The organism is Gilliamella sp. LMG 34360 (assembly GCF_984568995.1).
In genome coordinates this window covers 247,907-264,878 of the sequence record NZ_OZ474900.1, presented here as the reverse complement: position 1 = coordinate 264,878, position 16,972 = coordinate 247,907, and the positions used below count along the sequence as shown (strand labels likewise).

The window sequence follows — 16,972 nt, the reverse complement described above, 5'->3', positions numbered from 1 at the left end:
TATATTTTATATGTTTTATTAATATTTCATAACTAAAAATAGGGATAAAAAAGGTAAAATATTTGGTTACTTTTATTTAAGTATATTGTTGTTCTCATCACCAATAATTTTTTCGTTGCACAGCTACTGGGATAATGACATTTCCGCTGTAATCATTAATTTTCTATCCAAAAGTCCACAATATAACAAACTAATTATTTTCCTTTCATCCCTATTTATATAATCATTTTTATATTAATAAGTTAATTAAATATCTACTTTTTACTATGGATGATAAATTCCCACCCCTAAATCATTTTCTTTACGAGTTCGAGATATCACAGACATTGGTGATTGACTCACTCGTAAATCCATTTCATCTTCGGTTCGAACCACTTTACCACGTAAAGAATTTGGATAAACATCGGTAATTTCAACATCAACAAATTTTCCAATCATATCAGGATAACCTTCAAAATTAACAATACGATTGTTTTCAGTTCTACCAGTTAATTCCATCAAATCTTTTTTAGATGGACCTTCAACTAAAATACGTTGTACTGTATTTAACATACGACGGCTAAATTGCATTGCTTGTTGATTAATACGTTCTTGAAGAATATACAGACGCTGTTTTTTCTCTTCTTCTGATACGTTATCTTCCATTTCTGCAGCAGGCGTACCTGGACGAGCAGAATAAACAAAACTATAACTTAAATCGAAATTAACATCAGCAATGAGTTTCATGGTTTGCTCAAAATCTTCTTGCGTTTCACCAGGAAAACCGACAATAAAATCCGAACTTATTTGAATATCAGGACGTACTTTACGTAATTTACGAATAATGGATTTGTATTCAATTGCCGTATGGGTTCGTTTCATTAAATTTAATACTCGATCAGAACCACTTTGTACTGGTAAATGTAAAAAATTAACCAGTTCAGGCGTATCACGGTATACATCAATAATGTCATCAGTAAATTCAATTGGATGGCTGGTGGTAAAACGAATACGATCAATACCATCAATGGCAGCCACTAAACGTAATAACTCAGCGAATGAACAAATATCACCATCAAAAGTTGGTCCACGATAAGCATTAACATTTTGACCCAGTAAATTTACTTCACGCACACCTTGTTCAGCCAGTTGTGCGATTTCATAAATAACATCATCACAAGGTCGACTTACTTCTTCACCACGAGTATAAGGTACCACGCAATAAGTACAATATTTGTTACATCCTTCCATAATAGAGACAAATGCTGTTGGACCTTCACTGCGAGGTTCAGGCAAACGGTCAAATTTTTCAATTTCAGGAAAACTAACATCAACAACATGCTGACCTTTACCACTACGAACTTGCTCTATCATCTCAGGTAAACGATGAAACGTTTGTGGTCCAAAAATAATATCGACAAAAGGGGCTCGTTTACGAATATGAGCACCTTCTTGAGAAGCCACGCAACCACCAACTCCAATAATAATATTAGGATTATGCTGTTTAAGATTTTTCCAACGTCCTAATTGATGAAATACTTTTTCTTGGGCTTTTTCTCTAATAGAGCAAGTATTAAGTAATAGAATATCTGCTTCTTCAGCATTTTCAGTCAATGTTAAACCATGGGTGGATTCAAGGAGATCAGCCATTTTGGTTGAGTCATACTCATTCATTTGGCATCCCCATGTTTTTATATGTAATTTTTTGCTCATCAATAACTCAGCTATAATTAATTGTTAAAATGAAAACGGGTTTAAATCCGCGATTTTAGCGCCTTATATTGTAATCCTTTGTGATTGTAGGGTCTATAATAAAATAAAAAACGGTAAAACAAGGTAATACTTTATATTTTTTAATAAAATTTACGGCTATATTGCAGATTATAAATTAACCCCAGTTAAAATTTTCATAATTTCGACAGAAACGCTAATATTTGGTTAACTATCTATTTCTGATTAATTCGATATATAGAAAAGAGATAACTAAAACAATGTTTAATTTAAAATACTAAGAGCAAATCACATAAAAATTAACTTCATGTTGAATTTAAAGCATTTTTTTTGCATTATTATATTTATTAAAGTGGATCTATTAATAAAAAAATAATAATAAATTAATCATTTATTAAGAATAACAATTCATCTAAAATAGCAAATATAGATAAATCTTCTATCAAAAAAGTAGGTGAAGATGATAATCATTCTTTTTAAAAAATAAATATTTTATGTTATTATTTGCGGTCAATTGTCTCAGTAAATAAATAGTTTAGATATGCCCAATACACACAGTCCAACAAAGCGCCTATTAATTAAAGGCATCATTGCGACATGTTTATTATCTGTCACTCGTGTTGGCTTTGCTGCTACATTAGCGAAAGTGGTTGCAGTACGTGTTTGGCCTTCATCAACCTATACAAGAATTACAATAGAGACCAATACGCGTCTAAAATATAAATATTCTTTACTAAATAACCCAATAAGACTAGCTATTGATATTAATGATATTAATTTAGATGCGACTTTAAAAAAGATATCATCAAAAGTGTTAAGTCACGATCCTTATATTAAATCGATAGATGTTGTTAAGCTAAATAACGAAACTGTAAGAATAATGGTCAATTTAAAACAGGATGTTAATCCAAATTCTTTTACACTTCCACCTATTGAAAAATATAAGAATCGTTTAGTTATCGATCTTTATCCATCCAAAGTAGCTTCAACTGAAGATGATGATCCTTTACTTGCTCTATTAGAAGAGTATAAAGATGGTGAGCTTATTAAAAAACAGTCTGAAATCAAAGTTGATAACAATAAAAAGAAACCACCACAGAAGAAAAACACACAAAATAAAACACCACCAGTAATAGTAGTGCTTGATCCTGGTCATGGTGGTGAAGATCCGGGCGCTATTGGTTTGAAAAAAACACGAGAAAAAGATATCGTATTGCAAATAGCTCGACGCACTTATGATCTACTTAAGAAAGAACCCAATATAAAAGTCTATATGACTCGTAATGAAGATGTATTTATACCTTTAAATGTGCGAGTAGCGAAAGCTCGATCTTTACAAGCGGATCTTTTTATTTCGATTCATGCTGATGCCTTTGTTGATCGATCCGTAAAAGGATCAACTGTTTTTGCCCTATCTACTAAAGGAGCGAGTAGTTCAGCTGCAAGCTATCTAGCACAAACGCAAAATGAAGCCGACCAAATAGGTGGAGTAAGTCGCAGTGGCGATAAGTACTTAGATAACACTATTTTAGATTTAGTACAAAAAACTACGCTTAGCAATGGTGTAATTTTAGGTAGTTCAATTTTAAATCGCATGAAGAGTGTCAACAAATTACATAAACCATCAATTGAAAAAGCCGGTTTTGCAGTATTAAAAGCACCTGATATTCCATCTGTTTTAGTTGAAACAGGCTTCATTAGTAATGCCGATGAAGAAAAGAAATTAAATACAGCTGCATTCCAGATCCAAATATCTACCGCTATTGTTAATGGTATTAAAGATTACCTGAAAAAACGTAAAAAATAAGTTTGTTAAGAAGTTTCAGGTAAACTATACGTTTGAGTAATAAAACTATTGAATAATAACTAAACTTCTCTCCGCATCTAATTGTGGAACGGTAAGCTTAATATGTTGTTTAAGTGTAAAACCGACAGGAATAGCATCAATATCACTGCCTTTTAGAGCATAAAAAGCGCCTTGTTGATTAGGCAGATGTTTACACCAACTAAGCATATCTTGCAAAGAAGCAAAAGCACGACTAATAACACCATCAAATTTTTTATCGGTATACTCTTCAATCCGGCTTTGCACTGGATTGATATTGGTAAGTTTTAATTCAAATTGTACCTGTTTTAAAAAACGAATACGTTTACCTAAACTATCAACCAGATCAAATTGCTTATCAGGATTAATAATGGCTAATGGGACACCTGGCAGTCCAGGACCTGTTCCCACATCGATAAAAGATTGACCCATTAAATAAGGCGACACAACTAAGCTATCCATAATATGTTTAATGAGCATCTCGTTTGGATCGCGCACCGCAGTTAAATTATAAGCCTTATTCCATTTATTAAGCATTTCAACATAGTTAACCAGCTGATCAATTTGTAGATCAGAGATCGAAAGATCCGTTTGATCAATAAGATTAGTGAGTTTCTTTTTTAACATAATTCTTCTTTTTTAAATAAACTAATAGCATTGAGATCGCTGCCGGCGTAATACCTGATATACGTGAAGCTTGTCCAATTGATACAGGTTTATGCTGCTTTAATTTGGCAACAACTTCGTTTGATAAACCTGAAATTTCTGCATAATCTATATGATCAGGAATAAGTGTTTCTTCATTACGTTTTTGACGTTCAATCTCTTCTATCTGTAATTTGATATAGCCGTCATATTTGACCTGAATTTCAACTTGTTCAGCAGCTTGCTCATCAGACAGTCCAGGCGCAAAAAGTGACAGTGATTTTAAGGTTTGATAGCTCATTTCAGGACGTTTAAGCAGCTCTTCACCATTGGCTTCTTTGGTTAGATTAGCACTTAATACCGCATTTACTTCATCGATTGTTTCAATATGCGGGTGTACCCATATATCACGTAAACGCGCTCTTTCTTGCTCAATAGCTTCAAATTTTTCATTAAAACGTTGCCAACGATAATCATCAACCATACCTAATTTACGGCCAATTTCCGTTAAACGAATATCTGCATTATCTTCACGAAGCATTAAACGATATTCCGCGCGTGAAGTAAACATACGATAAGGTTCATTGGTACCAAGTGTACAAAGATCGTCAACTAATACTCCTAAATAAGCTTGATCACGCGTTGGATACCATTGATCTTGATCATAAACAAAGCGTGCGGCATTTAATCCTGCTAACATACCTTGAGCTGCGGCTTCTTCATAACCCGTAGTACCGTTGATCTGTCCTGCTAAAAACAATCCTTTGATCACTTTACTTTCAAGCGTTGGTTTGAGATCTCGAGGATCAAAATAATCATATTCGATCGCATACCCCGGTCTGACAATATTCGCATTCTCTAATCCTTTCATACTTCTAACAAAAGCAAGTTGAGTATCAAACGGTAAACTTGTTGAGATCCCATTTGGATAGATCTCATTACTGTCTAATCCTTCTGGTTCTAAATAGATCTGATGCGAATTACGATCCGCAAAACGCATAATTTTATCTTCTATTGATGGGCAATATCGTGGTCCAACACCCTCAATAACACCTGTATACATAGGGCTGCGATCCAAACTATTACGAATGATCTCGTGTGTCGTTTCATTGGTGCTAGTGATATAGCACGGGATCTGTCTAGGATGTTCACTTGCTTTACCTAAGAATGAAAATACCGGAACAGGATCATCACCATATTGTGTACCTAATTGTGAAAAATCAATTGTTCTGGCATCAATTCTTGGTGGAGTACCAGTTTTTAAACGTCCCATTCTAAATGGATATTGATGCAATGCTTTAGATAGACCTATAGCAGCAGGATCGCCTGTTCGTCCACCACTATAATTATCAAGTCCTATATGGATCTTACCGTCTAAAAACGTACCTGTGGTTAATACTACGGCTTTTGCTTTAAAAGAAACACCCATTTGAGTGACAACACCTGTGATCTGATCGTTTTCAATGATCACATCTTCAACTGATTGTTGAAATAACATCAAATTTTCTTGGTTTTCAAGTGTCGTTCTAATTACCTTCCGATATAAAGATCGATCTGCTTGGGCGCGTGTTGCTCTTACAGCTGGTCCTTTACTGCTGTTTAATATTCGAAATTGGATCCCTGCTAGATCAATAGCATGTGCCATTAATCCTCCCATAGCATCAATTTCTTTTACCAAATGACCTTTACCTATACCACCGATGGCTGGATTACAAGACATTTGTCCTAATGTATTGATATTATGGGTTAAAAGTAGTGTTTTCCGCCCCATTCTTGCTGATGCCATAGCGGCTTCGGTTCCAGCATGTCCACCACCAACGATAATGACATCAAAAAGATCTGGATAAAACATAAAAAAGCCTCGTTTGTTATTTTATATATAGGTGATCAATTTTTTTGATCAAGTGATTTGGTTTTATTTAGCGTAAGGAATTTTACTCATCTTTTTTATTACGTCAAATGATCTATTTTGATCGCGATCTAAATTAAATAAGATCTTTTATATGATCTTTTTATTTTTATTACTATTAGTGTGGATCCTTTATGTTGATAACTTTTATTTCTAATTATTTTATAAGATCTTATTGAAGAATAAACTCTGTTAATTGATCGGATCTTTTCCTGTTTAAGATTGTTGATAAATATATTACTTATCCACAACGAATTTATTTTTTTAGGTTGTTAATATGCTTATCACAGCTTATGATCCGGTTTTACCACAGAGTTATCCACAAAAAATAAGTTTGTTTGCTTAATTTTTAGCTTTTTATTGGGTTATTTTTACACTTGGTAATATGATCTATTTTTATAATATTGATTAAGGGATCAAATTAATAAGAGGATCTTTGAAAATATTTTTAAATTTTTAACTTAACGGAACTACTTTTAGATCAGAAAATATAGCTCAGGTTAATTCAATGATTTTATGATATATTAAAGTTCGTTTATAATAATATATAACAGTATTTGTGCTTAAATTATTTATTATAAAAAAACAAAATTAGCGTGATGAAAATTGTGTAATGATATTTGAACGACTCAAAGTATTTTTATGTAATTGAACATAAGTTATTTTGTTCTTGATAAATAATGATAATGTGATTAGTTTCATACCAATACAAATTGTATATTTAATTATTTGAAGTTATAACTTAGAAAGTTTACAAAGTATTTTGTTGCTTTAAAATTAAATATTTTATAGACATTTATAGGATCTAATTTACTTTTCCATAAAAGTGATTGATTTTTATAAAAGCAAATTTATACTTAATACGATTCGTTTTTTTATTGTGAGGTTTCTTTATTACTCTTTCACAGCTACCTTTACCTTTTTCATTACCTAATAATGAAACTTTTGATAGTTTTTATGTAGGTGATAATCAATTATTGTTTGATTCTTTGCAAACCTTATTGGGTAAAGAGAGTTTTAATGCCTTTTATATATGGTCAGCAACGGTTTCTGGCCGTACTCATCTATTACATGCATCAAGTCAAAATAAGTTAGCCAGTTATATTCCTTTAAAACAGTATTATCATTTAGTACCAGAAATTTTACAGGGATTAGATAATTATGATTTAGTATGTTTAGATGATATTGATGCTATAGCGGGCCATAGGGATTGGGAAGAGGCTATTTTCGATTTATTTAATCGATTAACAGAAAAGAACATTACTAAGTTATTAATTACTGCAAGTGCTCCACCTAAACAGATCTCTTTTATCTTACCAGATTTGGTTTCTAGATTGTCTTGGGGGCAAGTTTATCAATTAAAAGAATTAAGTGATGATGATAAACTTAAAGCTTTACAGCTAAGAGCTCAATTAAGTGGGTTTGAATTATCAACAGAAGTTGGGTTATTTTTATTAAAACGTGTAAATCGTGATATGCGAACCTTATTTTCGTTATTAGAGAAATTTGAGGTAGCAACATTAGCTCAACAACGTAAGTTAACTATTCCTTTTATTAAAAATATCTTGGATTTGTAATATGACTAAAAAACCTGAAGCTATCGTATTTTTTGACTTAGATGGTACTTTATTTAATAGCAATATAGATCTATTGCCGAGTTCTTATGATGCAATAAAAAAACTTAAGCAAAATAATATGATACCTATGATTGCAACAGGAAGAACTCCGCTTGAAGTTGTTAATTTGATGAAAGAAACCAACATAGACTCGATTATAGGGATGAATGGACAAGTTGTTGTTTATGAAAAAGAGGTGATATTTACCAATAATATTGATAAAAACGTTATCACTCGGTTATATGAATTTTCTAGAGAAAAGAAAAATATTCCTTTGTCTTTTTATAATTACAAAACAATGCGAATTAGTGAAAATAGTCAATCAGCACAAAAATTTTATCACTATTTAAAACAAGATGTTCCTCCTGTTGATGATGAAATCTATTTAAAAGAACCTATTCAGATGTTGCTATTACTTTGTGAACAAGGTGAATCGGCTTATCGTCAGTTGTTTCCTGAACTCACTTTTATTCGTAATACTCCTTATTGTGTTGATGTCTTTAATCATGGTGGTTCAAAAGGCAGAGGTATTAAGGAACTTTTAAAAATGAAAGGGTTTGATGATGTGCCAACTTATGCCTTTGGTGATGGTATGAATGATTTAGAAATGTTTCTTACTGTTGATCATCCAATCGCTATGGGAAATGCGGTTGATGGGTTAAAAGACCAAGCTGAATATATAACAGATACCAATAATAATGATGGTATTGCTAAAGCATTAGAAAAATTTGGTTTAATCTAGAATATAAAAAAAATCATCTAATTGGTTAGATTAGATGATTTATAATTGATTATATTATTATTATTTATTTTTATTAGTGTTGTTTAAAACCAACGTTATTGTTACCAAAACAGTTATCATAATCAAAACCAGTTAACTCTTTAACTAAGCTTCTTATTTCTGGTGTTGCATCTTCTTTTTTACCACCATTTTTCAATCTATCAAGCTCTTGAATAATAAGTGCATGAGTTGATTTGTCTAATTTCATACGATATGTGAAGAAAATACCTAATAATGCCATTCCACACACACCTATGACTAATACTAAGTTAATTGCAGTAATTGCACTTTGTGGTTGAACTGCATCTACACCAGATACAAAACCAGAGTATTTCAATACAATACCTAAGACAAAGACAATTGTTGCACGCATTAATTTACCCGCCATGGTCATTGCTCCAGCATAAATACCTTCACGGCGTCTGCCTGTTAGTACTTCATCGATATCTGCTAAGAATGTGTATACGCTCCAAGGAATATAATAGACACCGCCTGTTCCTAAACCGAACCAAATAGTAATACCAATAACAATCCAAGTAACATGAGGCATGTTAAGGTAGTAGACACCGATATAACCGACTACTGAAGAAATTACGATTAATATAGCAATGACAAATGGTCTTTTAAATCCGCGTTTTACACACCAAGCCATAAAGAAAGCGGTTGAAATTAATTGGCAAATACTACTTAAACTGTTCATTTGCGAAACAAAAGTTCTTGGTTGACCTAAGTTAAATACAACGAAATAAGTAAACGTTGCAGCAAATAACCATTCTGCACCAAAGCCAAATAGATACATACCTAAGTGGTTTCTAAAGGTTTTTAAACGGAAAGTTGAAAAGACATCTGAAAATAATTTAACAATGCTTTCTCCAAGACCAGAAGTTGTTTCATCTTCAATTTCATCAACTGATTTTTCCCAACTGTTTAAGTAAAGTAAAATGAGTGCAATTGCCATGATAGATGCGTAAGTTATACCCGTTAATAAAAATGGTAATGGAGAGTCTTTTCCATCAAATAAATAGAAAAATACGCCAGGGATAGCAGCAGCTAAGAAGTTAGCAACTTTACCAAACATTGCTTTTGAACCCGCTAAGTAAGTACGTTGATCAAAGTTTTTAGTCATCTCTACTGGTAACGTATTATAGGGGATCATAATCATGGTATAGATGAATTCAAATAAAATATAGGTCGTTAAGTAGTACCAGAAATTCATTCCATCAAGCCAAAGTAATGGGTAAATAATCATACATGGAATGGCAAATAAGATGAAAAATCGACGACGGCCAAATCGACGTCCAAGCTTAGTATGGTTAAAATTGTCAGTAATAAATCCCATTAATGGATTTAAAATCACATCTAAATAAGTCGCAATTGAAAAAATTAACGTTGCTTGAAATGCCGAAAGTCCACAAAAGGTTGTATAAAAGTATAATAACCAAGCAGCACTGATTGCTAATGCACCACTTCCTATTAAATTACCACTACCATACGAAAATCGAGTTAGTAAGGTTATTTTTTTCTGATTATAAGCCATAAATCTATTTTCCTTAACAATTATGAAATACTGTTTTAAAAATATTATTAAAATAATATTTAATTTATACAAGTTTATTCCAAATTTTTTTTTAGAAATGTGATTTTGGTAACAATTTGGTTAATGTGAAAATTACTATATGTGTAGTATTAAAAAGTAACATTATAAATATCATGTTTTTATTATTTTTTTAGAACTGTTTTTTTAAATTGTGATCTTATTAACAGAAAACATTAATAAAATGTTAAAAAATATAAAACAGCATTTTAAAAAATAGGAAAACAATAATGAGTAATTATAAATTAAAAAAAATACCGCTTTTAATGTTTCTATCTACCTTTCCTATCTATAGCTTTGCTGGTTCTGGTCAAACCGTTTTTCAATATGAACATAACTGGAAATCAATGGATAGAATTCATGGAGACACGATTAAACTAATACATAAAACAGATAATAATTGGCAATATGAATTCAAATTTGGTGTTACTGAAGGTGGAGGAAACAAACGTGATGTTTTATATGATGATATGCACGGTGGATCAGGTGGTGTTGTTATTCAAAAAAATATCACTCTTGATAATGGATGGGGATCGATAATTCCAGCATTAGAATTAGGATTTAGTAAAGATTTAGTTCTATATCAGCCGGGTTTAAAATACAGTTATAAATTTAATAGCGATTGGTCAAGCAGTATACGTTATCGCTATGAATGGAAAAAAATATCCCAAGCTGAACGCTACAAAACAGCAAAAGTATCTGGCCAGCAAGTTAAATATAAAGCCACAAGTAATAGTGGTAGACACCGCTTTGATTGGGCATTGAACTATTCTGGATTTAAAGCATTCAATCTTGCTTATACCTTTAATTATTACCTTGGTGATTTTACTAATAATTCTTATAAATTTTCTAAAGGGACATTTGATAAAAATAAATATATCGCTTATAACAACAAAAAAAATGATTATGAACAAGAATTTAAAATAACCTACAATTATTCAAAATTATTTCGTCCTTATTTTTCTATTTCTGATGTATCAAAAAATAAAACAACCGATACAAGGCAAGCTAAGTTTAAAGTTGGTTTCAATTATGCTTTTGGTCAATCAAATAGTAAAGATTCCGATTTTTCCTACAAAACCTATTTTAAATATGCACACCATTATGGTTTAAGTTCTCATTATCATGGCGATAGTTTTGGTTTATATGTAGATTTTAATAAAAAAGGCTATATAGGTCTTAGTGTAAATACCTATAACCAAATAAAAAATAGAATTTTATTTGATGATCTTGTTTCAAGCCATTATCAAATCTATGGCGGTTACAACTTCTATTTAGCTGATCAATGGGTTCTAACACCAAATATCGAAGTTAGATTCTATTCTGGCGGTGGTTATAAAGCGAAAAGTGTCGAAAACTTACCTCATTATCAGTTGGGTGATGTAAGTGATTCACAACGCCCAGGTGTTCGATATTCTCCAGCATTAAAATTGACTTGGTTACAAAGCGATGATTTATCGTTTTATAGTCAATATCGTTTTGAATATCGTAAAGTTTCAAGAAGCAAACGCGAAGATAGTGTTCAAGGTTATGTCGATAATCGCTCCCGTAATCGCTTTGATGTTGGAACCGATATTAACCTATCTCCTGATTGGAACATTGGTTATCGCTTTTCATACTTAAAAGGGAACTATGTATTACAAAATGATAAACGACATGATTATCAGCAAGAGTTAGATATAAATTGGCAAGTAACGAAAGCTTGGCAAGTGAATTTTGCTGCAGAAGATGTGGCTAAAAGTGTCCATTCTGACTCAAGGGAAACTAAATTAGCCCTAGGATTATCATATTTATTCTAATTTTAGTGAGTTAATAAAAAGTTAGGAAAAACAAGTTAGTGGTGAAAAGATGATGAAGAAAACCTTTTTTGGACTTTTATTAGTTGGCGTTTCAATTAATCAAGTATCAGCAAATACAATCATACAAGGTTATGCTTATGCAAATAAACCCATAGACGCATCCGTGATTATTCGTGATGCTAATAATAAAGTTTTACAAACAACCACCAATAATGATGGGTTTTATCGGCAAGATGTATCAAATCTTACACCACCACTGATTGTTTTTACGAACAAAAATTCGCTAGAACGTAAAGCGCATGATGATCAATTTTGTAATGGTAATTGTCTGTTTTCATATGTTTATACCTTACAACAAGATGAAAAAAATACGGTTAATATTAATCCGTTAACTGATTATTTAACCAGTGAGCTGGCTAAGCAAGTTAATCTTATTGGGCCTGAAAAATTTGTTGATAATCCGTTACCTTCTCTTGTGGAAGATGATTTATTAAAGAAAACGTATAATAAATTTCATCTATTATTTGATAAAGCATTGCTTCAAGTAGGTATTGAGGATAACTCTTTTGATCCAATTACGACGAATAGTCCAAAAATAAAAGACTTACTTGATGTTATGTTATTTAATCGAGGATATCATTCCGCAACAGGTCAAATAAGTGAAACGGTATTGCTTGATATGCGTTTTAAACCAATAAGCCAAGATTCACCTTTTGATTATCAACAATCGGTTAAACAAAAAAAAGAAAATATAAACGCTAAAAAACGTATTTTCATTTTGGGAGATTCAACCGCCTCGAATTACGATAAAAAAGTTTATCCAAGAATGGGGTGGGGACAAGTTTTTGATCAGTTCATCAATGATAAAGCAGATACGATTGTCATTAATGGCGCACAATCTGGTCGTTCAAGCCGTAGTTTTAAAACAGAAGGTTGGTTTCACTTGATGAAGCCTTTTATGAAAAAAGGCGATTATATGATCATTGCTTTTGGACATAATGATGAAAAATGTGATGGTAACAATCCGAAACGAGGTAAAGTAGATGTTGCTAATTTATGTACTTACCCTAATGACGATAACAATCAAAAACAACATCCATTAAAACAAGAGAGTATGTCATTTCAATCTTCTCTGGAAAATTACCTTGTTGTGGCAAAAGAGTTAGAGATGACACCTATTTTAATGACGCCAGTTACTCGTTTTAAAGATAAAAATAATAAAATTGCTTATCAAAATAAGAGTAACGATCCTGTTAGTCATATGCATTATACCGCCAATAAACCCGGTTTTGCTTATTGGGGGGATTATTCCAGTACCATTAAACATACCGCTAAAGTCAATCAAGTAACTTTAATTGATTTAGAATCATTAAGTATTGACTTTGCTAATCAACATAAAAATGACTGGCAGTCTTACTGGTTAGTTATTGATCCTAATGATCCTAAATACCCCTACTATAAAAATCAAACTTCTGGCGTGATTAGTAATCCTGATGCTACCCATTTTCAAGAAAAAGGTGCACAAGCGATAGCTAAAATTATCGCGACAGCTATCAACAACGATCCTCAGTTAAAACAAGATTTGGTTGTTGATCTTAATAAAATTCATCAATAAAAATTAAGGTATCAATTAAAATGAAAAAACGACTTATCGCTGTGTTAATTCCATTAGCAATTAACTCATATAGCTTTAACAGTTACGCATTATCACCCGCACCCATAAAAGTTAAACAAGCACTTGATGTTGCACCTGACAATGGCTTTGGTGGATTCAATTCCGCAACAAAGCGTGGAACAACAGGTGGTTCTAAAGCGAAAAAAGAGATGATCTTCCTAGTGAATAATAAGAAAGATCTTCTTGATGCTATTCAGATCAACAAAAATCAACCGCGGATTATTCAAATTTCAGGAGTGATTGATGTTAGTGAAAATAAACCTTATAAAAATTTTGAAGATCAAAAATCACGTTCCCTGATCAAAATTCCTAGTAATACGACGTTAATTGGTGTGGGTGAAGATGCGGGTTTTATCAATGGCTCAATTATTTTATCTGATGTTGAGAATGTCATTATTCGTAATTTAAAAATTGAAGCACCAATTGATGTTGAACCAAAATTTGAAGAGGGTGATGGTTGGAATGCTGAATGGGACGGCATTAATATTATTTCTTCAAGTTATGTTTGGGTTGATCATGTCACTTTTACTGACGGTAAATTTACTGATGATATGTATCAAGAAAAAGATGGCTGGAAATATGTACAACATGATGGTTTATTAGATATTAAGCGCGGTAGCGATTTTATTACTATTTCTTATTGTTTATTTGAAAATCATGATAAAACCATGTTAATTGGGCACAGCGATAAAAATGCTCAACAAGATGAAAATAAATTAAATATTACACTTCATCATAATGTTTTTTCTGATATTACTCAGCGAGCTCCACGAGTTAGGTTTGGCAAAATCCACATGTATAACAACCTTTTTAAAGGGTCAGTTAATAAATCAAAAACGATCTATCCTTACCAATATTCAATTGGTCTAGGTTATAGAGGTAGTGTTATTTCTGAAAATAACCAATTTATGATTGATGGTTTGAAAGATCACTGCAAAGTAGCTAAACAATTTAAAGGTAACAACCTACTAGATAGAAAATCTTTATTTAATGAATCTAAATTGAAATTATCTTCTTGTGATTTTGATGATAATTTGAATTGGTCTGTGCCTTATCAATATAACTTGGATGATATCAAACAGTTTAGCAATAACTACAATCAATTAGTCGGTAATGGAAAGCTTTAAAATTTGTAATAAAAAATGTTAGGACCCATAATGAAAAAAATATTAACTTCAATACTTTGTCTATCTACGCTTTATGCTAACGTTGCTTCTGCACAAGAATGGAAAACGATAGCCTTTGGTCAATCGACAGACTTAAACTTTGCATCGCTTATAAAACCAGAAAAAGTGGGAACCAATAATGCTTGGATAGCTGGTCAAAACGATTATTTAGTTCCAAATCAATCTTATCAGTTACCTGCTGATTTTTATTTAGAAAGTCGTGGAGGTAAAATTGCTAACTCACATGATGGAATGGTGGTGTTTTATACCCAATTACCGGCTAACCAAACTTTTATATTAGAAAGTGATGTTACCTTAGAGCAAATCGGACCTGAAGTGGATGGTAAAACTCCTGCTGCTCAAGAAGCGGTTGGTTTATTTGTTCGTGATACCATTGGCGTTGCTAGAAGTGAACCGCAACCAGCGGGTTACGAAGAGTTTCCTAATGCTTCAAATGTAATTATGAATGCATTAATTACTCAAAATCAAAAAAATGATAATTTAGTAAAAGTAACTGGCTTAGTACGTGATGGCGTAAAAAAAGCATGGGGTAATGAAGGCATATCAATTGAGAAAGTTGGTTATGTTGAAAATGTTAACTATGTTAATGTGAAAAGTATGCATTTAACAATGACAAGAACAGACAATCAATTTATCTTATCGATGAAAAATAATGCGACAGGTGAAGAGAAACAGTGGGCAACCAATGATTATTCAGGATTTTTAAATCAACAAGATAATAAAAATATTTATGTTGGTTTTTTTGCGTCTAGAAATGCAAAAGTTGAATTTAAAAATTCTAAATTAACGCTTAATGATGAAAAAGTTAACTATGATAAATTGCCGGTTAAACCAGAAGTTATTGTGGATATTAAGCCAACTTTAACCTTATCATCACCACAAAATGTATTTAGTAAAAATTATACATTACAGTTTTTCCCAAATACTTCAGGTACTGTAACCGTTAAAGAAATTAATAAAAAATTAAAGGCGCAAACGGGTAAATTATTACAGTTCCCAACTCAGCTAAAAGAGGGTAGTAATGTCTTTACTGTAGAGTTTAAAGATAAAAGAAAAACTAATACACAAACCTTTACAGTAGATTTAAATCAATCATCAATTGAAGATTTATCTAACATTATTGTTTCACCAGAAGGTAAAAAAGATAATAAAGGTACTGAGCAATCACCAGTGGATTTTAAAACAGCCGTTAATAGCGTTGTCCCTGGTGGTGTTATTCATTTGATGGATGGCTATTACGACGGTATAACTCTTCCAGCTCAATTAAGCGGATTGCCAGATAAATTAAAAACGATACAAGCAATTAATAAACATAAAGCCATTTTTATCAATAACACATTTAAGTTAGACAGCAACTATTGGTCTATTAAACACGTTATCTTTGATGGAAATATTGATGATAAAGATAATAAGCCAGCCTATTTAAGAATTTCGGGTAGTCATAATGTCATTGATCAAGTTATTACCCGTAATAATAGTGATACAGGGCTTGCAATATCAGCCAAAAATAAAAACGAAAATAGAATTTATTGGCCATCTTATAACTTAATTCTTAACTCTGATTCTTATAATAATATGGATAAATCAGGTAAAAATGCGGATGGCTTTGCTGCTAAATTAGGTGTTGGTAAAGGAAATGTATTTAGAGGATGTATTGCGCATAATAATACCGATGATGGGTTTGATCTTTATAATAAAATTGAAGATGGTCCAAATGAACCAGTATTAATTGACAGTTCAGTCACTTATTCAAATGGTTTTCCTTTCTCTAAACCAAACATTGCTAAAGGAAGTATTGGTAATGGCTTTAAATTAGGTGCTGAAGGACAACCAGTAAATCATAAAATTATCAATTCTATTTCATTAAACAATAATATGGATGGATTTACAGATAACTTTAATACTGGTTCTTATATAATGAACAATAATATTTCGATTAATAGTGCAAGATATAATTATATTTTACGAGCTAATCCTTATGCGTTTTTAAAACCAAAGGTGACGTTTGAAAATAACTATTCTATTCGTGATAGCTGGGAATCAGCAATAAAAGATTCATTTGGACCTCAGATTAAAAGTAAACATTTTAAATCAGTGACCAGTGATGAATTATGGCAACGTGATGTTGAATTTAAAATAACTCGAGATGAAAACGGTAATATTGTATTACCAAAAGAGTTAAAAACCTTAATCGAAAAAAATAAAGCGAAATAATCAAACAATATAATTAA

The 16,972-nt window shown here is 31.8% G+C and carries 11 protein-coding genes; 7 read left to right on the top strand and 4 right to left on the bottom strand.

Features of this window, described 5'->3' with window-relative positions:
* Window positions 1-264: 264 nt before the first annotated feature.
* Window positions 265-1,692, bottom strand: a complete 1,428-nt coding sequence (gene miaB / locus AC5LW9_RS01290; protein WP_065738134.1) for a tRNA (N6-isopentenyl adenosine(37)-C2)-methylthiotransferase MiaB — start codon at window positions 1,690-1,692, stop codon at window positions 265-267.
* A gap of 559 nt (window positions 1,693-2,251) precedes the next feature.
* Here miaB and AC5LW9_RS01285 point away from each other — a divergent pair.
* Window positions 2,252-3,517 (top strand): N-acetylmuramoyl-L-alanine amidase, encoded by a 1,266-nt coding sequence (locus AC5LW9_RS01285; protein WP_198227437.1) that lies wholly within the window; start codon window positions 2,252-2,254, stop codon window positions 3,515-3,517.
* A gap of 45 nt (window positions 3,518-3,562) precedes the next feature.
* Here AC5LW9_RS01285 and rsmG read toward each other — a convergent pair whose 3' ends face one another.
* On the bottom strand, window positions 3,563-4,162 hold the full coding sequence (gene rsmG, locus AC5LW9_RS01280) for a 16S rRNA (guanine(527)-N(7))-methyltransferase RsmG (RefSeq protein ID WP_198227439.1): 600 nt from the start codon (window positions 4,160-4,162) through the stop codon (window positions 3,563-3,565).
* Window positions 4,140-6,032: a tRNA uridine-5-carboxymethylaminomethyl(34) synthesis enzyme MnmG gene (gene mnmG / locus AC5LW9_RS01275; protein ID WP_086326516.1), complete on the bottom strand. Its 1,893-nt coding sequence runs from the start codon at window positions 6,030-6,032 to the stop codon at window positions 4,140-4,142. The genes rsmG and mnmG overlap by 23 nt, the downstream gene beginning before the upstream one ends.
* A gap of 950 nt (window positions 6,033-6,982) precedes the next feature.
* Between mnmG and hda the strand changes: the two genes are divergently transcribed.
* Both hda and AC5LW9_RS01265 read left to right on the top strand, forming a co-directional pair.
* On the top strand, window positions 6,983-7,666 hold the full coding sequence (gene hda / locus AC5LW9_RS01270) for a DnaA inactivator Hda (protein WP_065738138.1): 684 nt from the start codon (window positions 6,983-6,985) through the stop codon (window positions 7,664-7,666).
* Between the two features lies 1 nt (window position 7,667).
* Window positions 7,668-8,447 carry a Cof-type HAD-IIB family hydrolase gene (locus AC5LW9_RS01265; protein WP_198227441.1) on the top strand — a complete coding sequence of 260 codons (780 nt, stop codon included), beginning with the start codon at window positions 7,668-7,670 and terminating at the stop codon, window positions 8,445-8,447.
* Window positions 8,448-8,520: 73 nt separating this feature from the next.
* Here AC5LW9_RS01265 and AC5LW9_RS01260 read toward each other — a convergent pair whose 3' ends face one another.
* Entirely contained in the window at window positions 8,521-10,023 is a 1,503-nt protein-coding gene (locus AC5LW9_RS01260) for an MFS transporter (protein ID WP_198227443.1), read from the bottom strand.
* Window positions 10,024-10,310: 287 nt separating this feature from the next.
* Between AC5LW9_RS01260 and AC5LW9_RS01255 the strand changes: the two genes are divergently transcribed.
* Genes AC5LW9_RS01255 through AC5LW9_RS01240 form a run of 4 tightly spaced genes read left to right on the top strand, consistent with a single transcriptional unit; the run spans window position 10,311 to window position 16,955 of the window.
* Window positions 10,311-11,879, top strand: coding sequence for an oligogalacturonate-specific porin KdgM family protein (locus AC5LW9_RS01255; protein ID WP_198227445.1), 1,569 nt, complete (start codon window positions 10,311-10,313; stop codon window positions 11,877-11,879).
* A 49-nt stretch (window positions 11,880-11,928) separates the two neighbouring features.
* Window positions 11,929-13,494, top strand: coding sequence for an SGNH/GDSL hydrolase family protein (locus tag AC5LW9_RS01250; protein ID WP_086327439.1), 1,566 nt, complete (start codon window positions 11,929-11,931; stop codon window positions 13,492-13,494).
* Between the two features lie 20 nt (window positions 13,495-13,514).
* Entirely contained in the window at window positions 13,515-14,681 is a 1,167-nt protein-coding gene (locus tag AC5LW9_RS01245; protein ID WP_493456169.1) for a pectate lyase family protein, read from the top strand.
* 30 nt (window positions 14,682-14,711) lie between these two features.
* On the top strand, window positions 14,712-16,955 hold the full coding sequence (locus tag AC5LW9_RS01240; protein ID WP_493456168.1) for a right-handed parallel beta-helix repeat-containing protein: 2,244 nt from the start codon (window positions 14,712-14,714) through the stop codon (window positions 16,953-16,955).
* Window positions 16,956-16,972 lie beyond the last annotated feature (17 nt).